Here is an 18,259-nt window from a genome sequence, read left to right on the forward strand (position 1 = left end):
CCATGACCGTAGAGATCGAGATCATCGCTGCCGGCCGGCCGCCGCGGCTGGAGGACCGGCCGCTGGAAAAGCGCATCGGCCTGGTCATCCTCGCGACGGACCATACGACGGAAGTCGACTTCCGGCGTATGGTCGCCGGCGATCGCCTCGGCGTCTATGTCAGCCGCATCCACTATGCCAATCCGGTCACGCCGGAAAATCTCCTGAAGATGCAGCCGTCGCTGACGGAAGGCGCGGCACTGATCCTGCCGGACGAGGCGCTCGATGCGATCGTCTATTCCTGCACCTCCGCCTCGGTGGTGATCGGCGACCGGAACATCGAGGCGGCGATCCATGCGGCCAAGCCCGGCGTGCCCGTCGTGACGCCGACGGCTGCCGCCGTGACCGGCCTGAAGGCGCTGGGCGCCAGACGGATTTCGGTGCTGACGCCCTATACGATCGAGACCAGCCGGCCGATGGCGGACTATTTCGCCGATCTCGGCTTTGCGATCGACCGCTTCACCTGTCTCGGCCTCACCGATGACCGCGAAATGGCGCGGATCGCACCGGACGAGATCGTCGCCTTCGCACGCGAAGCGCTGGCGCCGCAGTCCGATGCGCTGTTTATCTCCTGTACGGCCGTGCGGGCAGCAGAGGTCGCGGCCCGGATCGAGGCTGCGATCGGCAAGCCGGTCGTTACCAGCAATCTTGCGACGGCCTGGGCTTGCCTGCGGCTTTGCGGCGATGATCGGGCGCGGCCCGAACTCGGTCAATTGATGACCAAGCCCTATCGGGAAGGCTGAGATCATGGTGAGCACCTTGCCCGTTTCGCTGGAGGATATCCGCGCAGCGGCGCGCCGGATTGCCGGCCGTGTGCTCGCCACACCGATGGTGCAGTCCGCTTCACTTGGCGAATTGGCCGGCGCGCCGGTCCATCTCAAGCTTGAGCATCACCAGACGACCGGCAGCTTCAAGCTGCGCGGCGCGACCAATGCGATGCTGTCCTTGTCGCCGGCCGAGCGCTCGCGTGGTGTCGTCGCGGCCTCGACCGGAAATCACGGCCGGGCGCTTGCCTATGCGGCAAAGGCGGAAGGCGCCGTTGCGACCATCTGTATGTCGCGGCTGGTGCCGGAGAACAAGGTATCGGAAATCCGCCGCCTCGGGGCCGATGTCCGCATCGTTGGATCATCGCAGGACGAGGCGCAGCAGGAGGTCGACCGGCTGGTTCGCGAGGAGGGGCTGGTGATGGTGCCGCCCTTCGACCATCCTGATGTCGTAGCCGGGCAGGGGACGATGGGGCTCGAAATCATCGAAGCCTTGCCGGAGGCGGCCACCGTGCTGGTGCCGCTTTCGGGCGGCGGCCTTGCGGCCGGCGTTGCCGCCGCGGTCAAAGGCATCAGTCCGACGACCAAAGTGATCGGCCTGACGATGGAGAAGGGCGCCGCGATGAAGGCGAGCCTCGATGCCGGACGGCCGGTGCAGGTGGAGGAAGTGGCGAGCCTTGCCGACTCGCTCGGCGGCGGCATCGGCCTCGACAATCGCGTGACCTTTGCCATGTGCCGCGACCTTCTCGACGAGATCATCCTGCTGACGGAGGCGGAAATCGCCGCGGGCATGCGCCATGCCTATGCCTGCGAACGCCAGGTTGTGGAAGGCGCTGGCGCGGTCGGCATTGCAGCGCTTCGTGCCGGGAAGATTGTGGGGAACGGTCCTATCGTCGCGATCCTGTCCGGGCAGAATGTCGACATGGAACAGCATCTTCGGGTGATCAACGGGACTCAGTCGCTCTATCGCGAGGAGGGCCCATGAGCCGAATGATCATTCTGACGGAAGCGGAACTGAGAAAAATCATCGGGCTTGACCGAGATGCTGTCGCCTGCATCGAGGCCGCTTTCGCAGCGCTTGCGACCAAGGCCGTCGCCATGCCGCCGATCCTGCGACTCGACATTCCGGAATATCGGGGCGAAGTCGATGTAAAGACCGCCTATGTGCCCGGCATCGAGGGCTTCGCGATCAAGATCAGCCCCGGCTTCTTCGACAATCCCAAGATCGGCCTGCCGAGCACCAACGGCATGATGGTGCTGCTGTCGAGCCGAACCGGACTGGTGCAAGCGCTGCTGCTGGACAACGGCCATCTCACCGACGTGCGCACCGCAGCAGCCGGCGCTGTGGCGGCAAAACATCTGTCGCGGGAAAATGCGTCCGTGGCCGCGATCTTCGGTGCAGGCATGCAGGCGCGGCTGCAGCTCGAAGCACTGACGCTGGTCCGGCCGATCCGCGAAGCGAGGATTTGGGCGCGCGATGCCGCCAAGGCGCAAAGCGTGGCAGCGGAACTGGCGGCAAAGCTCGGCTTTCCCATCACCGCCACATCGGACGCCAAAGGTGCGGTGAGCGGCGCTGATCTCATCGTCACCACCACGCCGGCGGAAATCCCGATCATCGAGGCCGGGTGGCTGGAACCCGGACAGCATCTGACGGCCATGGGCTCGGATGCTGAGCACAAGAATGAGATCGATCCGACCGCCATCGCAGGTGCCGACGTCTATGTCGCCGACAGCTTGAAGCAGACGCGGCGCCTCGGCGAATTGCATCACGCAATCGATGCCGGCCTGGTCGCAGGCGATGCGGTCTTTGCCGAGCTCGGCCAGATCGTCGCCGGTCGGACGCCGGGGCGGACGCGCAACGACCAAATCACCATTGCGGACCTGACCGGGACCGGCATCCAGGACACCGCCATCGCCACGCTCGCCTTTGCCCGTGCCGGCGCGGCAAATGCCGGGACCACGTTCGAAAGCTGACCGGCGCGGCGCCGGAAAAGAAGGGAAGAAACATGACCCAGCCCAAACTCAAATTCTCGCTCGGCGAATATGCCGCGCGGCTGGAAAAGACACGGCGTGCCATGGAGACGAAGGGCGTAGACCTGCTTGTTGTCAGCGACCCGTCGAACATGGCCTGGCTGACCGGCTATGACGGCTGGTCCTTCTACGTGCACCAGGCGGTGATCGTGCCGCCGCAGGGCGAGCCGATCTGGTTCGGCCGCGGCCAGGATGCCAATGGCGCCAAGTTCACTACCTATCTGAAGCACGACAACATCGTCGGTTATCCCGATCACTATGTGCAGTCGACCGAGCGCCACCCCATGGACTACCTCTCGGGCATCCTGATCGAGCGCGACTTCGGCAAGCTCACGATCGGCGTCGAGATGGACAATTACTGGTTTTCGGCGGCGGCCTTTGCGGCGCTGCAGAAGCACTTGCCGAATGCGCGTTTCGTCGACGCGACCGCCCTCGTCAACTGGCAGCGAGCCGTCAAGAGCGAGACCGAGATCGGCTATATGCGGAATGCCGCCCGTATCGTCGAAGCGATGCACGCCCGCATCTTCGACAAGATCGAGGTCGGTATGCGCAAGTGTGATCTGGTCGCGGAAATCTACGATGCGGGCACCCGTGGCGTCGACGGCATCGGCGGCGATTATCCGGCGATCGTGCCGCTGCTGCCGTCCGGCGTCGAAGCGTCCGCACCGCACCTGACCTGGGACGACCGGCCGATGAAGAAGGGCGAGGGCACATTCTTCGAGATCGCCGGCTGCTACAACCGCTATCATCTGCCACTGTCGCGCACCGTCTTCCTCGGCAAACCGACACAGGCCTTTCTCGATGCCGAAAAGGCGACGCTGGAGGGCATGGAAGCCGGTCTTGCCGTCGCCAGACCCGGCAATACCTGCGAGGATATCGCCAACGCCTTCTTTGCGGTGCTGAAGAAATACGGCATCGTCAAGGATAACCGCACCGGCTATCCGATCGGCCTTTCCTATCCGCCGGACTGGGGCGAGCGCACCATGAGCCTGCGGCCGGGCGACCGGACGGAACTGAAGCCCGGCATGACCTTCCATTTCATGACCGGTCTCTGGCTCGACGACATGGGTTTCGAGACGACCGAGAGCATCCTCATCACCGACAGCGGCGTCGAGTGTTTCGCGAACGTGCCGCGCAGACTGATGGTCAAGGATTGAGGCTGTCATGACAGAGATTGGCTTGCGGCCGTCGCCGATCAGCGCGACGGTCAATTTCGCCGCCGAGGGCATCCAGCACGGATTCCTGCGCCTGCCTTACAGCCGCGACGATTCCGCCTGGGGATCGGTGATGGTGCCGATAACGGTCGTCCGAAACGGCAAGGGACCAACGGCCCTTTTGACCGGCGGCAATCACGGCGACGAGTATGAAGGACCGATCGCACTCTTCGATCTTGCCCGCTCGCTGAAGGCCGAAGAGGTGAGGGGCACTATCATCATCGTGCCGGCCATGAATTATCCGGCATTCCTGGCGGGAACCAGGACCTCGCCGATCGACAGGGGCAACATGAACCGCAGCTTCCCGGGCCGGCCGGACGGCACGGTGACCGAGAAGATCGCCGACTATTTCAGCCGCGTGCTTTTGCCGATGGCGGATCTCGTTCTCGACTTCCATTCCGGCGGCAAGACGCTCGATTTTCTGCCGTTCTGCGCAGCCCACATCCTGCCGAACAAGCAACAGCAGGAAAAAGCCTTCGAATTCGTCAGGGCGTTTGCCGCTCCCTATTCGATGAAGATGCTGGAGATCGATGCGGTCGGCATGTACGACACCGCTGCCGAAGAGATGGGCAAGATCTTCATCACCACGGAACTCGGCGGCGGCGGCACCGCCACGGCCAAAAGTGCGGCGATTGCCAAGCGCGGCACCATGAACGTGCTGCGCCACGCCGGGATCGTCGCGGGCGCAGTCGATCCCGGTCCGACGACCTGGCTCGACATGCCGGACGGTCGCTGCTTCTCTTTCGCAGAGGAGGGCGGGCTGATCGAACCTGTCATCGATCTCGGTGAAGCCGTCACCGACGATGCGGTCATTGCTCGCATCTATCCGACCGGGCGGACCGGGGTGGCCCCCCGCGAGATCCGCGCCGGCATGAACGGCATTCTCTGTGCCCGGCATTTCCCAGGGCTGGTCAAGGCTGGTGACTGCGTTGCCGTCGTGGCGATCGTTGACGGCTAGAACAGGATGATTTTAGGCCGGGTCGACCTAAGATCTGAATCCTGTTCTAAATTAAATGGTTAGAGCATGATGCCGAAAACCGCGCACACTTTTCGGCATCATGCTCTAGGTGATCGGACAGGCAGAGGCGGGATCAGACTGCTGATCACACCTCAAGCAGCTTTCTGTGGTCTGGACGTGCTGGCTCCCGCATCGACCTGAAAGCGGTTGACGACCCCTTCCAGCGTCTGCGTTTGGCTGCCGAGCGCCCGGCAGGCTGAGGCGGTTTCGACGGCCATGGCTGCGTTGCGTTGCGTGACCTGATCAAGCGCGTTGACGGAGGCGTTGATCTCGCCGATCGCCACCGCCTGCTCGGAGGACACCGAAACGATGCGGGCGATCAGGCCGGCAACTTGCTCGACCTGCCCTTCGATTTCCAGCAGCGCCTTGCCGGTGCGGTTGACAAGCTGCACCCCGGTGGAGACCTGGGACGAGGAGGTGGAAATCAGTGCTCTGATCTCCTTGGCGGCGTTGGCCGAGCGCAAGGCGAGCTCGCGCACTTCCTGCGCCACCACGGCGAAACCCTTGCCTGCTTCGCCCGCACGAGCGGCTTCAACCCCGGCATTGAGCGCCAGAAGATTGGTCTGGAAGGCGATTTCATCGATGACATTGACGATGGCGCCAATCTGAGAGGACGAGCCTTCGATCCTATCCATGGCGGCGATTGCTTCGCGAACGACGGCCGCCGAATGTTCGGCGCTGGTGCGGGTCTGAGCCATCATGCCTGTCGCCCTGCCGGCATGGTCGGAGGCGTCTTTGGCTTTGACATTCATTTCATCGAGCGCGGCTGTGGCCTCTTCGAGCATCGCGGCCTGCTGTTCCGTGCGCGAGGCAAGGCTGTCGGCTGCATCGGTGATGCCGGCCGAGGAACTGCCCACTTGCTTGGAGGTCTGGGCGATCTCCGCCATCGACGCGCAAAGCGCGTCCATACTGTCGTTGAACTTGGCGCGCAAAGTCTCGTAGGCGGTGGCGAACGGCGTCGTGATCCGGCAATCGAGATTGCCGGTCGATAGCTGTTCCAGGCCGTATGTCAGCCGATCGATCACCGTTTCGCGGATCTGCTCCTCGGCTGCCCTTTCGGCCAGCTGGCTGCGTTCGCGCTCAAATTCCGCATCGCGTAGTGCGGTCTCGCGCCTCTGCGCCTGCTGCCGCTCGAGCGCGTTGCGGCGGAATACCGCCACGGCCTTGGACATGGCTCCGATCTCGTCGGACCGGTTGGCGTAGGGAACTTCGGTCGAAAAGTCGCCTTCGGCAAGGTTGCCCATATAGGCCTTCATGCCATCAAGCGGCACGATTGCTCGGTGACGCAGGAGATAAAGCCCCACCAGCAACAGCCCGAACGATCCGAGGCCCGCAGCACCCGCATAGATCGTCCAGGTGACGATCTCCGAGGCTGCATTACGCTCCTCGCCCTTCAGGAAGGCGTCGGAATTGGCAACGAGTTTCTCGACCGCGTCCTGGTGCGAATGAAAGGCGACGCGCAGCTGCTCGATCGCACCATGCGCCTTGTCTTCATCCTTGGCATTCAGGGCCGGGATGATCTCACGGTTCATCACCCCCCAGAATGTATCGCCCTTGGCGATGACATCGTTTTCAAGTTCGTCCTTCAAAGCCTGCGGCAGGCGGGTGGTTTTCCAATAGGCGCGGCGGTCGTCGTAAGCGGCCTTGAGATTTGCGATCTTGGCAAGATTGGTTTCTGTGAGCTCCGGAAATTTGCTCGCCTCGAAGGACAGCATGTAGGATTCGACCACAAACAGTGGCGGCGGCAGAATATCGGCGATCAAATCCTTGCCGTAGACGACCTGCTCGTAAACCGGCCCGTTGACTTTCAGCCGTTCGAGCGCCGATTGCTGCAAACCGATCGACATGAAAAGGCCGGCTGAAACGGCGACACCAAACGCCACTAGACTACGAGCAATGGTAAGTGCCAAGACTGTCTCCAAATAACTTTTGGCCTCTCTGCTTCGAGATGCCTGATCTACGTATGGCATTATTTCGTAAGACCACTGAGATATGGTTAATTCTTTTAGACATCGGAACAAAATCAGGACCCTGAATACTTGTGGTATCAAGCCATCAGTTGCCATGTTGATGGCTGACTGATGCTGTATACAGGTGAAAGGAGACCGACATGGCTGAACCTCGACTTTCCGCGCGCAGTGCGAAGGCACGCGATCTTGCGCATCGGCTTGCCCGGCGCGAAAATCGCTCAACAGCTGACATCGTTGAGCGGGCTCTGGAATCGTATGAAATACGGGAAGCCGGCCGCGAGGCAGCCACGACCTTCTATGCTCGTCTTCTGCAGCAAAGTGCCACGGATATCGACCTTGAATCAGTTATCAAAGAGGACAGGCGGGCACACAAGGGCATCGAACTTTGATCTTTCTCGATATCAACGTCATATCGGATCGGCGCTGCTCGACGTCTCTCCGTCGAGCAGCCCGCTTTTGGTTGCTTTTGCCGACGAAACCGTATTAGAGGATAAGATGTCCTGGGACGCGGATGTCGGGCGCTTGCTATAGGAATAGGAAGTGACTGATGTTGCAGTGGAAATGGTCGTCATAAGCGCTCCATCGCTAGGGAGGCGGGGACGCAATGCACATTGCGGAACTGATTAGCTAAATCACTAATGCCACAACCGAGAACACTATCCCTCAGAAATCGTAGTCTACGTTCTCAGGTCGTCGCTACGCATTTCGGCAGAGCGGTCTAGACCATCATGGATTGTGTCGACGAGCCTGCGGCTGAGCCGCGCAAGCGGGGCCGGCCGAAAGTTTCCAGCGACGAGGACAAGCGGGCGCATATCGTTGAAGTCGCCGGGCGCGTTTTCGTCAAATACGGTTACGCCGGAAGCACGACCGCGATCGTCGCCTCCGAGGCGGGCGTTTCGAAGCAGACGCTCTATAAGCTGTTTGAGAGCAAGGAAGAGTTGTTTGCTGCCGTGGTCGGCGCGCATCGACGCCTGATGCTCGATCTGCCCAGGCCTGTTGAAGATATCTCGATCGCCGCGAGCCTCGAACGTATCTTCATGATCGATATGGACGAGGACAAGGATGTCGATCGCACCGGCTTCCTGCAGCTCGTCTTTCGCGAAGCGGCGCAATTTCCGGAACTTGTCGATATCCTGCAGCGCGAAGGCATGCTTGCCAGCCGCCAGCATCTCGCCGACTGGCTGAGCGAACGCCGGTCGGAAGGCAGATTGACGCTGGACGATACGGCGAGCGGAGCCCGGATGCTGATGGATATGATCCTCGGCGGCATGGGTCCGCCGGAAGGGCGCGCGCGGGCCTGGCCCGATCGGGCTCAACTGTTTGCCCATCTTCGCCGCTGCATTGCCATCTTTGCCGCAGGCGTCGGCGCCGCCTAAAGCGCATTCGAAAAATCCTGGAAAGCGATGCTCGGACTCGAAGCTATTTCAACAGCCTCGATGATGACTGGCTAGTCGCCGAAGCCATCAACTTCGACAGCAATGTGACGCGACCGTTCCGCTGCAGGCCATGTCGAGTCCGTCGTCGACGACTATGCAACCTACTGCAAGCAGGACAAGATCCGATATCTCGAAGGCGACGACCACGGCCAGCGAATTCCTGGCCGACGATCATCTGTTCCTTCATGCTCGAGGCGAAGGGGCTCGATCCTAACGATGTCACGTCGGAGGCGCGCGTCGTCACGACCCGTCCGATCATCGCAAGCTGGTCAAGGTCATCAAGATTGCAACTGACATCACTGCCGCGCTCTTCGAGCTTCTCGAACAGTTCCGTTTCAACGATGCGCCGAGATCCAGGTCTTCGTTTGCGCGGGCGGATCGTCACCCTGCCGCACCGACGGCTCTGAAAGTCGTTCGTACTTCGCCCCTCTGGAGGCGCGCGACCAGCCCAACCTCGCTCTGTTCAAACGGTGCTAGGCATCTTTCGCAATCTTGCCCGCGCGGCCCGCCATCGGAAATGGAAGGGCTGCGGCTTCCTGCGCACTTCTGCGGAACTCGCCAATATGCCTGGCCATCCAGCCATGAGAGTCGGGATTGAACACAAGAAGAGGGTCGAGGCCTGGCTACGGGTGACGTTCGAGGCGGCCGGAATCAAGGCGGAAGCGCCGCAACTCGCCCGGCAGATCGTCCTGCTGCTCGATGGCTCGTTCGGCGTCGTTCTGTTGCATCGCGACCCGACCTATATGGAAGCCGCGGGCGAGGCGGCTGCCTCACTGATCCGCGCTGCGACCGAAAACGCAAACGCATAAGGCCGGCCACTCTGAAGACCGCATCTTTCGCCCTCGGCATGGCCTGAGGGCGCTGAGCGGGAAGGGCATGATGTTGAGCCTCTAAACAACAGAACAATGCTGCACTGCCGAAAAAATCGCCACGCGTACCACTGCGCGTTTTTTCAGCATGACCCATTGACAATTCATCCCTGATGGCACTTCATAGCATTATTCCAGTAAAACAGACATGCGTCCAGTATACTGGAACAATAGGAACAATCCATAAGGGGAACGCCATGACCATTTCCTTTCGCACCGGCGTGATGTCGCTGGCTGTCGCCGCTCTGTTGTCCACGCCTGCGCTGGCCGAAGGCAGCAAGCTCGATGAAGTGCTGGCCCGCGGCCATCTCGTCCTCGGCACGGGCAGCACCAATGCGCCTTGGCACTTCAAGAGCGCCGACGACAAGCTTCAGGGATTCGACGTCGACATGGGCCACATCATCGCCAAGGCGCTCTTCGGCGATCCTGAAAAGATCGAGTATGTGAACCAGTCCTCCGACGCCCGCATCCCGAACATCACCACCGACAAAGTCGACATCACCTGCCAGTTCATGACCGTTACCGGCGAGCGCGCCCAGCAGGTTGCCTTCACCATTCCTTATTATCGCGAGGGGGTCGGCCTGATGCTCAAGGCGGATGGCAAATATGCCGACTACGCCGCCCTCAAGGCGGCAGGCTCCTCCGTCACCATCTCGGTTCTCCAGAACGTCTATGCCGAGGCAATGGTGCATGCGGCATTGCCTGAGGCGACCGTCGACCAGTATGATTCCGTCGACCTGATCTATCAGGCGCTGGAATCGGCACGTGCCGATGCAGTTGCCACGGACCAGTCGTCGCTCGCCTGGTACATGACGCAGAATCCGGGTCGCTATAAAGATGCAGGCTACGGCTGGAACCCGCAGACCTACGCCTGCGCCGTCAAGCGCGGCGATCAGGATTGGCTGAACTTCGTCAACACCGCCCTGCACGAAGCCATGACCGGCGTCGAATTCGACTTTTACGCCAAGTCCTTCAAGACCTGGTTCGGCAAAGATCTGACGCCGCCGCAGATCGGCTTCCCGGTCGAGTTCAAGTAACAGCCATGCGGAGCGGGACATGTTTCCCGCTCCGCATTTAAAAAGTGAGAGCATGACGTTGTCCGAAAACCGCTCAGACTTTTCGGCATCATGCTCTGGTCTGAAAGGGCGGCCCGTATGGGTTACACGTTGAATTTCGCTGCCGTCTGGCGCAATTTCGATTTTCTTTTGAGCGGGCTCGCGCTCAGCCTCGGCCTTGCGGTGATCTCGATCCTGATCGGCGCCGCGATCGGCCTCGTCGTGGCCTTCGCGCTGACGTCCAAAAGCCGTTTTGCAGTCGTGCCGGCACGGGTCTATGTCACTGTCATTCGCAACCTGCCGATTCTCGTCCTGGTGCTTTTCGTCTTTTTCGCGCTGCCGCAAATGGGCCTGCGCCTCGACAAGATAAAAAGCTTCGTCCTGGTTCTGTCGCTTTATTCCGGCGCCTATTTGGCCGAGGTGTTCCGCGCCGGGTTGCTGTCTATTCCGAGAGGACTGACGGAAGCGGGGCTTGCCATCGGCCTGACGGGGATGCAGATCCGCAGCTCTATCATCGCTCCGCTGATGCTGCGCAACGTGCTGCCATCGCTGTCCTCGACGATCATCTCGCTCTTCAAGGACACCTCGCTCGCCGCCGCCATCGCCGTGCCGGAACTGACGTTTGCCGCCCGCAAGATCAACGTCGAGAGCTTCCGCGTCATAGAGACCTGGATGGTGACATCCGCGCTCTATGTCGCGACCTGTTTCCTCATCGCCGCCGTGATGCGCTTCGTCGAGCGCCGTCTGGCCCTGCCGAGATAGACCTGATGTCCCACACCTTTCTCGAACAACTCTGGATCGCCCGCTACGTCATCATGAACGGCATCGGCGTGACCGTGTCGATCTCCCTGCTGGCCATCCTCGCGGGTTCCATACTCGGCGTTTTCGTCGGTTTGGCGCTCGTCTATGGCGGCGTTGTTTTGCGTCTGGCCGTGCGCGCCTATACGGACATCATCCGCGGCACGCCGGTGCTCGTGCTCGTGCTGGCGAGCTACTATGTCTCCGCCGCCGTCGGCCTCGATCTCGGGCCGTTCTCGGCCGGCGTGCTCGCCCTTGCCATCTTCTGCTCCTCCCATGTCGGCGAAATCGTGCGCGGGGCGCTTCAGGCAATCCCGAAGGGGCAGACCGAAGCCGCCAAGGCGATCGGCCTGACCTTTACACAGACCTTCACCTCGGTGCTGTGGCCGCAGGCCATGCGCCAGTGCCTGCCGGCCTGGGTGAATACCGCGGCCGAGATGGTGAAAGCCTCGACGCTGCTCTCCGTCATCGGCGTCGCCGAGCTTCTCCTGCGCACGCAGGAGATCATCTCCCGCAATTTCATGAGCCTCCAGTTCTACTTCCTGGCTGGCGGTCTCTATTTCATCATCAACTATGGCATCGAGCACTTCGGCAAATATGTCGAGCGCAAGACCGCCCTGCCGTCCTGAGGAGTTCCCCCGATGGCCAAGACCATTCTCGACATCCAGGGTCTGCGCAAGACTTACGGCATCCACGAAGTCCTCAAGGGCGTCGATTGCGCCGTGCAGGAAGGCGAAGTCATTTCCATCATCGGCTCGTCCGGCTCCGGAAAGACCACCTTGCTGCGTTGCATCAACATGCTCGAGGAATTCCAGGGCGGCACGATCAGCCTCGACGGCGAGGAGATCGGATACCGCGCCGAAGGCGCGACGCGGCGCCGCAAGAGCGAGAAAGAGATTGCACGCCAACGCGCGTTGACCGGCATGGCGTTTCAGCAGTTCAATCTTTTTCCGCATATGAGTGCCGCTGAAAACGTCATGCTCGGCCTCGTCAAGGTGAAGAAAATGACCAAGCCGGATGCCCGCGCGATCGCGGAAAAATGGCTCGATCGTGTCGGCCTTTCCGCCCGCTCGAACCATTATCCCGGACAGCTTTCCGGCGGTCAGCAGCAGCGCGTCGCGATCGCCCGCGCCATCGCCATGTCGCCGAGGCTGATGCTGTTCGACGAAGTGACTTCCGCGCTCGACCCGGAACTGGTGGGCGAAGTGCTTCAGGTCATCAAGGGGCTTGCCGCCGACGGCATGACCATGCTGCTCGTCACGCACGAGATGCGCTTTGCCTACGACGTTTCGTCACGCGTCATCTTCATGAACCACGGCGTCATCTGCGAAGAGGGCGATCCGAAGGACATGTTCGTGCATCCGAAGACCGAACGGCTGGCGGAATTCCTCAAAACCTCGAGTTTCAACTAGGCGAAAACAAAAATCCATGCCAATCACACGTTACGGTGGCGCAACTCCCCTAACGACTGGTTGGCTTACGATCGCATGGCAAGCGCACATTGAATGTGATGGCAAATTCACTATATTGCTAGCATCGCTATCATGTCCCACAGGTTGCCATCATGCCCGCAGTCACAATCAGAAACCTCTCCGACGCGACGCACCGTGCTCTCAAGGTGCGTGCGGCTCATCACGGGCGCAGCGCCGAAGCGGAAATGCGCGAAATCCTCGAGGCTGCCGTCCGTCCGGAAACACGCCTGCGTCTTGGCAGCGCGCTCGCCGAACGGAGCCGTCGCCTCGGGTTGACGAATGAGGACTTTGCCGTTCTGGACCAAGCTCGCGACACATTGCCTGCAAAGCCGATGAGCTTTGAATGATTATCGTCGATACGAACGTCGTTTCCGAAGCGATGAAACCAGCGCCCGACGAAGCCGTGAAATTCTGGCTCGATGAGCAGGCAGCCGAAACCCTCTTCCTTTCTAGCGTCACGATCGCCGAATTGATGTTTGGAATCGGCGCCCTCCCGGCTGGCAAACGCAAGGAAAGGCTCTCCGACGCGTTGGACGGTCTGATGGAACTCTTCGAAAGCCGTATTTTGGCTTTCGACATCACAGCGGCACGGCGCTATGCCGATTTCGCGGTCAAGGCCCGAGCCGCTGGCAGAGGATTTCCCACTCCGGACGGCTATATCGCCGCCATCGCGGCATCAAAAGGGTTCGCCGTAGCCACGCGCGATACAAGTGCTTTCGACGCTGCAGGTGTTGAAGTGATCAATCCCTGGGCGGCTTCGACCGCATAAGGTCGTTCGGCCAGTAAGAACAAGCCGCCACGTGAGTGGTTCGACGCTGGTCTGCGTTTGCAAGGAATTGCAGGCACTCGCTCAATTTACGCTCAGTCTGCATTCCCAGCGTGCAAATTCCAGGGGGAGGGATCCGAGACATCTTGGAAATCCTGAACGCAGGATTTTGGCACGAGCTTTGCTTTCCTGTCTTGTATGCAAGATAGCCAGACATCTGAGACCCCGCAGAAGACCATCGAGGAGACGATCGTCTCCGGGATTCTGTCAGCCAGGATCCGGCCCGGGACGCGTCTCAGCGAAAACCAGCTGGGGGCGCTCTTCAGCGTGTCTCGAACCCGCGTCCGTGAAGCCATGATGCGTCTGGAAACGCGCGGCATCGTGCATGTCAGTCCGAGACGGGGCTGGTTTGTCGTCGAGCCGTCCGCTGAAGAGGCGATTGCGGTCTATGAGGCACGGCGGGTCATCGAGGCCGGGTTGCTGCGCAGCATGCGTGTGCTGACCGACGAGGGACGCGAAGCGCTCGGCGCGCATTTGAACGAGGAAAAAAGCGCAATGGCTGCGGGCGAACGCCAGCGCCTGACCTATTTGATGGGTGATTTCCACATCCGCATCGCCGAATTGAGCGGCAATGCCATCATCGTCGATATCCTCCGCGATCTCACCGCGCGGACGATCCTCATTTCGATGCTCTATCAGTCTGAATTTCACGCCGCACAGTCTCATGACGGGCATTGCCGCATCTTCGAGGCCATGCAAGCGGGCGATTTCGTCAGAGCCGCCGAGCTCTCCATCGAACATCTGGACGAAGTGGAAATGGGCCTCGACCTCACCACCCGCCCGGATCCGCTCTCGGAACTGCGCAGTTCGCTGTCACTCCCTCCCAAGGCCGTGTCCTCCGGCCCAACTGTCAGACCCAAAAACCACAACTTCAAAGGAGCAATTAAAACATGCTGACAAGACGAGTCTTCTTCGCAATGGCGACCCTGGCTGCAACCTTCGGCTTCGGCTCCGCGTCTTACGCCGATGCTCTCGCCGACATCACGGCGCGCGGTACGCTGCGGGTCGCCGTCCCGCAGGATTTCCCGCCCTTCGGCAGCGTCGGTACCGATATGGCGCCGATGGGCTACGATATCGATGTTGCCAATCTCATTGCCGAAAAACTGGGCGTCAAGACCGAGCTCGTGCCGGTCACCAGCGCCAACCGCGTCCCCTACCTGCAGACGAACAAAGTCGATCTGGTCATATCAAGCCTCGGCAAGAATGCGGAGCGCGAGAAGGTGATCGATTTCACCACGGCTTACGCCCCCTTCTTCAACGGCGTGTTCGCGCCTGCCGATCTTTCGATCGCCAAGGTGGAAGATCTCGCCGGCAAGAGCATCGGCGTTACGCGCGGCGCCGTCGAAGACCTCGAACTGACCAAGATCGCGCCGGCCGACGCGACGATCAAGCGCTACGAGGACAACAACGGCACCATCTCGGCATTCCTCTCCGGCCAGGTCGATACCATCGCCACCGGCAACGTCGTAGCCGCGGCGATCCTGGCCAAAAATCCTCCCAAGCGCCCTGAGATGAAGTTCCTCATCAAGAACTCGCCCTGCTATATCGGCCTTAACAAAGAACAGGCGGCTCTTCTGGAGAAGGTGAACGGCATTATCGCCGCGGCCAAAACCGATGGCGCGCTGAACGCCATATCGCAGAAGTGGCTCGGCGCCGATCTCCCCTCGGATCTCTAAGGACCCGGTCTTACGGACGTCATCCCGCGCCCGCGCGGGATGACGTGACGCTCCGTTACCGCAAGAGGGGACAGTTCCTTGAGCTACCATTTCGAATTCGGCTGGCTGCTTGAATATTATCCTGAGATCATCAAGGGCATATTGGTCACGCTGGAGCTTATCGCGATCGGCGGCGTGCTCGGCATTTCGCTCGGCATCTTCTGTGCCTGGGTGCGGGCACTCGGCCCGGCCTGGCTGAAGCCTGTCGTTGCGACCTATGTCGAGCTGATCCGCAACACGCCGTTCCTGATCCAGCTCTTTTTCATCTTCTTCGGTCTGCCGTCGCTCGGCCTCCAGCTTCCCGAACTGACGGCTGCCAATCTCGCGATGGTCGTCAACCTCGGCGCCTATAGCTGCGAAATTATCCGCGCGGGCATTCAGGCAACGCCGAAGGGCCAGTTCGAGGCAGGTGAGAGCCTCGCCATGACGCGCTTCGAAACCTTTCGGCATGTCGTTCTCGTGCCGTCCCTGCAGCGCATCTGGCCGGCCCTGTCGTCGCAGGTCGTCATTGTCATGCTCGGCTCATCGGTCGTCTCGCAGATCGCCGCCGAGGATCTGACCTTCGCCGCGAACTTCATACTATCGCGAACCTTCCGCGCCTTCGAGGCCTACATCGTCTCGACAGCCATCTATCTTGTGCTGGCGATCCTGCTCCGGCAGCTGCTGGCGGTGGTCGGCGGCTTCATTTTCCCGAGGAGAGCAGCACGATGATCGAGTTCACACTCTGGGACATCCTGCGCAACCTGCTGCTCGCCACCCGCTGGACGATCCTGCTTTCGCTCGTCTCGTTCATCGGCGGCGGCGCGGTCGGACTGGGGCTGCTGTTCCTGCGCATCAGCAAGCGCAAGGCGTTCAGGGCATTCGCGAAATATTATATCGAGCTCTTCCAGGGCACACCGCTGCTGATGCAGCTCTTCATCGCCTTTTTCGGTCTCGGCCTCTTCGGGATCGACGTGCCGGCCTGGCTTGCCGCGGGATTGGCGCTCACCCTGTGGAGCGCCGCCTTTCTCGCCGAAATCTGGCGAGGCTGCGTCGAAGCGGTCGTGAGGGGTCAATGGGAGGCCTCCGCCAGCCTCGGCATGGGTCGGCTGCAGCAGATGCGTTATGTCATCTTGCCCCAGGCGCTGAGGGTCGCCATCCCGCCGACGGTCGGTTTCTCGGTTCAAATCGTCAAGGGAACGGCGCTGACCTCGATCATCGGTTTCGTCGAGTTGTCGAAAGCCGGCACCGTCGTCACCAATGCCACCTTCCAGCCCTTCACCGTCTATGGGCTCGTCGCCCTTATCTACTTCGCCCTTTGCTGGCCTTTGTCGAAAAGCAGCCAGATCCTGGAAAGGAAGCTCAATGTCGCTCATCGAAATCACTGAAGTCCGCAAGAGCTTTGGCACCACCGAGGTGCTGAAAGGCATCAATCTCGATGTGGAGGCTGGCGAAGTCATCGCCATTATCGGCAAGAGCGGTTCGGGCAAGTCGACCTTGCTTCGCTGCATCAACGGCCTGGAGACCATCACCGACGGTTCCATCTCCGTGGCCGGTGCGCAGCTCCTCGATGATGAAGTGCATCTGAAGGCACTGCGCCTCAAGGTCGGCATGATCTTTCAGCAGTTCAACCTCTTCCCGCACCTGACCGTCGGCGGCAACGTCATGCTGTCGCAGACCGTGGTCAAGAAGACGCCGAAAGCCGAAGCCGAGGCGACCGCCCGCAAGATGCTGGAGCGGGTAGGGCTGGGCCACAGGTTCGACGCCTATCCGGACGAGCTGTCGGGCGGCCAGCAGCAGCGTGTCGCCATCGCCCGCGCGCTCGCCATGCAGCCTACAGCACTTCTCTGCGACGAAATCACCTCCGCGCTCGATCCGGAACTGGTCGCCGAAGTTCTGGCCGTCGTGCGCGAACTCGCCGCCGAGGGAATGACCCTCCTGATGGTGACGCACGAGATGAATTTCGCCCGCGACGTCTGCAACCGCGTCGTCTTCATGCACCAGGGCAGAGTCCACGAAGCAGGCCCGCCGGAGGATGTTTTTGCCAATCCGCAGACTGCGGAGTTGAAGCAATTTCTCGGTGTCAACTAAAGCATGTCGCGCAAAAGTGCGCAGCGGTTTTGCGACAACGACATGCGTAAAAACAAAGAGCTAAAGCGCGACAAGCGAATCTGAAAGATCGCGACACGCTTTAGGAGGCAGTGAGAATAGCCGACTTGGCGGATCGAGCATTTTATGGCGTGCTGCGTTTGCGCGTCGATTATCCGCTCGGTCTCGGTAAGCGGGGCGCCTCTCGCCTATCCAACGCGGCTTGCTGCTCGATCTGCTGCCGCGCCGCGGTGATCGGGGCCGACCGTCCTCAGGACGTCGGCCGGGATGTCCCATCAACGCTTCATACTCCTTGTCGGTCAATCGTTCGACTGTCCTCAGCTGTGCGGGAACATCCATCCGCTCATGCAAAACCGTGGCGATGACGAAGGTTGAGTCGTCAACGACGATGTACACGGCGTAATGGGGTTCTATCTTGTGGAGCCGGAAGAGCGAATTCCCGGCGCGATCGTCCCTTTTTATCCTTACGCGGGCATAGGCTTTGGCGATGCGTTCAAATCCCGCCTGCAGTAAGCGGCCATATGCTTTCGCCTGTTCGGTGGACCATTTTCGCGCCGTTTCGCGGACTGCCAGACGGTAGTTATCAAGGGCGGTCGGCAGGATGAGAACGCGAGGATCCACTAGCGCAGTTCTTCATCCAGTTCCATGTCGATGGCATCCAGAGCAGAAAGGGACAGCATCTCTCCGCGCCGGAATTCCTCTTCCGCCCGCAGCAGCGAGCGGATGGCATAGCGGCGGTCTTTTTCGCGTGCCATATCTTCGCGAATAAGGGCGCGTACATATTCGCTCGGCGTCGTGTACTGGCTCTTGCCGTTGGCGCGCATATCGACGAAGGCGCGCATTTCATCGGGCAAGCTCACATGCAGGCTGCTGGTCATGTAGCACCCTCCTTATCAAATTTCTGAGATTGTTCTGCATCCTGGTCTTGATGCCAATATTTGACATTGAGATTCGGTAAACCTCT

General features: G+C 60.7%; 20 protein-coding genes and 3 pseudogenes. 20 read left to right on the forward strand and 3 right to left on the reverse strand.

The window, feature by feature from the left end:
• The first annotated feature begins 2 nt into the window (after positions 1 to 2).
• From eutA to doeB, 5 genes are read left to right on the forward strand one after another with little or no spacing between them, the layout of a single operon-like run.
• The gene (gene eutA, locus RWK44_RS02430; protein ID WP_168281544.1) at positions 3 to 782 is read left to right on the forward strand and encodes an ectoine utilization protein EutA; all 780 of its coding nucleotides are present in this window, start codon (positions 3 to 5) and stop codon (positions 780 to 782) included.
• 4 nt (positions 783 to 786) lie between these two features.
• The gene (gene eutB / locus RWK44_RS02435) at positions 787 to 1,788 is read left to right on the forward strand and encodes a hydroxyectoine utilization dehydratase EutB (RefSeq protein ID WP_316028318.1); all 1,002 of its coding nucleotides are present in this window, start codon (positions 787 to 789) and stop codon (positions 1,786 to 1,788) included.
• Entirely contained in the window at positions 1,785 to 2,777 is a 993-nt protein-coding gene (gene eutC, locus RWK44_RS02440; RefSeq protein ID WP_221946347.1) for an ectoine utilization protein EutC, read from the forward strand. Before eutB ends, eutC begins: the two co-directional genes overlap by 4 nt.
• A 32-nt stretch (positions 2,778 to 2,809) precedes the next feature.
• On the forward strand, positions 2,810 to 3,991 hold the full coding sequence (doeA, locus tag RWK44_RS02445; protein WP_221946346.1) for an ectoine hydrolase DoeA: 1,182 nt from the start codon (positions 2,810 to 2,812) through the stop codon (positions 3,989 to 3,991).
• 7 nt (positions 3,992 to 3,998) lie between these two features.
• On the forward strand, positions 3,999 to 5,006 hold the full coding sequence (doeB, locus tag RWK44_RS02450; protein ID WP_221946345.1) for a N(2)-acetyl-L-2,4-diaminobutanoate deacetylase DoeB: 1,008 nt from the start codon (positions 3,999 to 4,001) through the stop codon (positions 5,004 to 5,006).
• Positions 5,007 to 5,158: 152 nt separating this feature from the next.
• On the opposite strand, the gene RWK44_RS02455 is transcribed toward doeB, so the two are convergent.
• A complete protein-coding gene (locus tag RWK44_RS02455; protein WP_316028319.1) occupies positions 5,159 to 6,976 on the reverse strand; it encodes a methyl-accepting chemotaxis protein in 1,818 nt (605 codons plus the stop codon).
• 200 nt (positions 6,977 to 7,176) lie between these two features.
• Between RWK44_RS02455 and RWK44_RS02460 the strand changes: the two genes are divergently transcribed.
• The 15 genes and pseudogenes from RWK44_RS02460 (at position 7,177) to RWK44_RS02535 (ending at position 17,277) form a co-directional block, all read left to right on the forward strand.
• Complete coding sequence (locus tag RWK44_RS02460) at positions 7,177 to 7,425, forward strand: plasmid stabilization protein (RefSeq protein ID WP_077977063.1); 249 nt, start codon at positions 7,177 to 7,179, stop codon at positions 7,423 to 7,425.
• A 339-nt stretch (positions 7,426 to 7,764) separates the two neighbouring features.
• Positions 7,765 to 8,412, forward strand: a complete 648-nt coding sequence (locus tag RWK44_RS02470; RefSeq protein ID WP_131662820.1) for a TetR/AcrR family transcriptional regulator — start codon at positions 7,765 to 7,767, stop codon at positions 8,410 to 8,412.
• 5 nt (positions 8,413 to 8,417) lie between these two features.
• Positions 8,418 to 8,702, forward strand: a pseudogene (locus tag RWK44_RS02475) (DUF1217 domain-containing protein); the annotation flags it as partial.
• Between the two features lie 193 nt (positions 8,703 to 8,895).
• Positions 8,896 to 9,281 (forward strand): annotated as a pseudogene (locus tag RWK44_RS02480) (TetR/AcrR family transcriptional regulator); the annotation flags it as partial.
• A gap of 257 nt (positions 9,282 to 9,538) precedes the next feature.
• Positions 9,539 to 10,378, forward strand: a complete 840-nt coding sequence (locus RWK44_RS02485; protein ID WP_025397315.1) for a transporter substrate-binding domain-containing protein — start codon at positions 9,539 to 9,541, stop codon at positions 10,376 to 10,378.
• Between the two features lie 117 nt (positions 10,379 to 10,495).
• Positions 10,496 to 11,158, forward strand: a complete 663-nt coding sequence (locus RWK44_RS02490; protein ID WP_025397316.1) for an amino acid ABC transporter permease — start codon at positions 10,496 to 10,498, stop codon at positions 11,156 to 11,158.
• A 5-nt stretch (positions 11,159 to 11,163) separates the two neighbouring features.
• Positions 11,164 to 11,823: an amino acid ABC transporter permease gene (locus RWK44_RS02495; RefSeq protein ID WP_011648868.1), complete on the forward strand. Its 660-nt coding sequence runs from the start codon at positions 11,164 to 11,166 to the stop codon at positions 11,821 to 11,823.
• 12 nt (positions 11,824 to 11,835) lie between these two features.
• Positions 11,836 to 12,606: an amino acid ABC transporter ATP-binding protein gene (locus tag RWK44_RS02500; RefSeq protein ID WP_025397317.1), complete on the forward strand. Its 771-nt coding sequence runs from the start codon at positions 11,836 to 11,838 to the stop codon at positions 12,604 to 12,606.
• Between the two features lie 152 nt (positions 12,607 to 12,758).
• Positions 12,759 to 13,013, forward strand: coding sequence for a FitA-like ribbon-helix-helix domain-containing protein (locus RWK44_RS02505; RefSeq protein WP_025397318.1), 255 nt, complete (start codon positions 12,759 to 12,761; stop codon positions 13,011 to 13,013).
• Positions 13,010 to 13,435, forward strand: a complete 426-nt coding sequence (locus RWK44_RS02510; RefSeq protein WP_025397319.1) for a type II toxin-antitoxin system VapC family toxin — start codon at positions 13,010 to 13,012, stop codon at positions 13,433 to 13,435. The genes RWK44_RS02505 and RWK44_RS02510 overlap by 4 nt, the downstream gene beginning before the upstream one ends.
• 195 nt (positions 13,436 to 13,630) lie before the next feature.
• Positions 13,631 to 14,389, forward strand: a complete 759-nt coding sequence (locus RWK44_RS02515) for a GntR family transcriptional regulator (protein WP_025397320.1) — start codon at positions 13,631 to 13,633, stop codon at positions 14,387 to 14,389.
• Entirely contained in the window at positions 14,383 to 15,168 is a 786-nt protein-coding gene (locus RWK44_RS02520) for a transporter substrate-binding domain-containing protein (protein WP_025397321.1), read from the forward strand. The genes RWK44_RS02515 and RWK44_RS02520 overlap by 7 nt, the downstream gene beginning before the upstream one ends.
• Positions 15,169 to 15,246: 78 nt before the next feature.
• Positions 15,247 to 15,918 carry an amino acid ABC transporter permease gene (locus RWK44_RS02525; protein WP_316028320.1) on the forward strand — a complete coding sequence of 224 codons (672 nt, stop codon included), beginning with the start codon at positions 15,247 to 15,249 and terminating at the stop codon, positions 15,916 to 15,918.
• Complete coding sequence (locus RWK44_RS02530; RefSeq protein ID WP_025397323.1) at positions 15,915 to 16,574, forward strand: amino acid ABC transporter permease; 660 nt, start codon at positions 15,915 to 15,917, stop codon at positions 16,572 to 16,574. Before RWK44_RS02525 ends, RWK44_RS02530 begins: the two co-directional genes overlap by 4 nt.
• The gene (locus RWK44_RS02535; RefSeq protein ID WP_025397324.1) at positions 16,552 to 17,277 is read left to right on the forward strand and encodes an amino acid ABC transporter ATP-binding protein; all 726 of its coding nucleotides are present in this window, start codon (positions 16,552 to 16,554) and stop codon (positions 17,275 to 17,277) included. The genes RWK44_RS02530 and RWK44_RS02535 overlap by 23 nt, the downstream gene beginning before the upstream one ends.
• A 264-nt stretch (positions 17,278 to 17,541) precedes the next feature.
• Here RWK44_RS02535 and RWK44_RS02540 read toward each other — a convergent pair.
• A pseudogene (locus RWK44_RS02540) lies at positions 17,542 to 17,916 on the reverse strand (type II toxin-antitoxin system RelE/ParE family toxin); the annotation flags it as partial.
• Positions 17,916 to 18,173 carry a ribbon-helix-helix domain-containing protein gene (locus RWK44_RS02545; protein WP_025397325.1) on the reverse strand — a complete coding sequence of 86 codons (258 nt, stop codon included), beginning with the start codon at positions 18,171 to 18,173 and terminating at the stop codon, positions 17,916 to 17,918. The pseudogene RWK44_RS02540 and the gene RWK44_RS02545, both read right to left, overlap by 1 nt.
• Positions 18,174 to 18,259 lie beyond the last annotated feature (86 nt).

The sequence above is a fragment of the Rhizobium sp. 25PS6 genome (assembly GCF_032464655.1).
In the GTDB taxonomy this organism is placed as follows: domain Bacteria; phylum Pseudomonadota; class Alphaproteobacteria; order Rhizobiales; family Rhizobiaceae; genus Rhizobium; species Rhizobium laguerreae.

Coding starts and splice junctions, on each gene's coding strand:
- RWK44_RS02535 (WP_025397324.1), top strand. CDS start 16,552: ATGTCGCTCATCGAAATCACTGAAGTCCGCAAGAGCTTTGGCACCACC.
- RWK44_RS02530 (WP_025397323.1), top strand. CDS start 15,915: ATGATCGAGTTCACACTCTGGGACATCCTGCGCAACCTGCTGCTCGCC.
- RWK44_RS02495 (WP_011648868.1), top strand. CDS start 11,164: ATGTCCCACACCTTTCTCGAACAACTCTGGATCGCCCGCTACGTCATC.
- RWK44_RS02505 (WP_025397318.1), top strand. CDS start 12,759: ATGCCCGCAGTCACAATCAGAAACCTCTCCGACGCGACGCACCGTGCT.
- RWK44_RS02470 (WP_131662820.1), top strand. CDS start 7,765: ATGGATTGTGTCGACGAGCCTGCGGCTGAGCCGCGCAAGCGGGGCCGG.
- RWK44_RS02510 (WP_025397319.1), top strand. CDS start 13,010: ATGATTATCGTCGATACGAACGTCGTTTCCGAAGCGATGAAACCAGCG.
- RWK44_RS02520 (WP_025397321.1), top strand. CDS start 14,383: ATGCTGACAAGACGAGTCTTCTTCGCAATGGCGACCCTGGCTGCAACC.
- RWK44_RS02545 (WP_025397325.1), bottom strand. CDS start 18,173: ATGACCAGCAGCCTGCATGTGAGCTTGCCCGATGAAATGCGCGCCTTC.
- RWK44_RS02490 (WP_025397316.1), top strand. CDS start 10,496: ATGGGTTACACGTTGAATTTCGCTGCCGTCTGGCGCAATTTCGATTTT.
- doeB (WP_221946345.1), top strand. CDS start 3,999: ATGACAGAGATTGGCTTGCGGCCGTCGCCGATCAGCGCGACGGTCAAT.
- RWK44_RS02485 (WP_025397315.1), top strand. CDS start 9,539: ATGACCATTTCCTTTCGCACCGGCGTGATGTCGCTGGCTGTCGCCGCT.
- RWK44_RS02500 (WP_025397317.1), top strand. CDS start 11,836: ATGGCCAAGACCATTCTCGACATCCAGGGTCTGCGCAAGACTTACGGC.
- eutC (WP_221946347.1), top strand. CDS start 1,785: ATGAGCCGAATGATCATTCTGACGGAAGCGGAACTGAGAAAAATCATC.
- doeA (WP_221946346.1), top strand. CDS start 2,810: ATGACCCAGCCCAAACTCAAATTCTCGCTCGGCGAATATGCCGCGCGG.
- RWK44_RS02460 (WP_077977063.1), top strand. CDS start 7,177: ATGGCTGAACCTCGACTTTCCGCGCGCAGTGCGAAGGCACGCGATCTT.
- eutA (WP_168281544.1), top strand. CDS start 3: ATGACCGTAGAGATCGAGATCATCGCTGCCGGCCGGCCGCCGCGGCTG.
- eutB (WP_316028318.1), top strand. CDS start 787: ATGGTGAGCACCTTGCCCGTTTCGCTGGAGGATATCCGCGCAGCGGCG.
- RWK44_RS02515 (WP_025397320.1), top strand. CDS start 13,631: ATGCAAGATAGCCAGACATCTGAGACCCCGCAGAAGACCATCGAGGAG.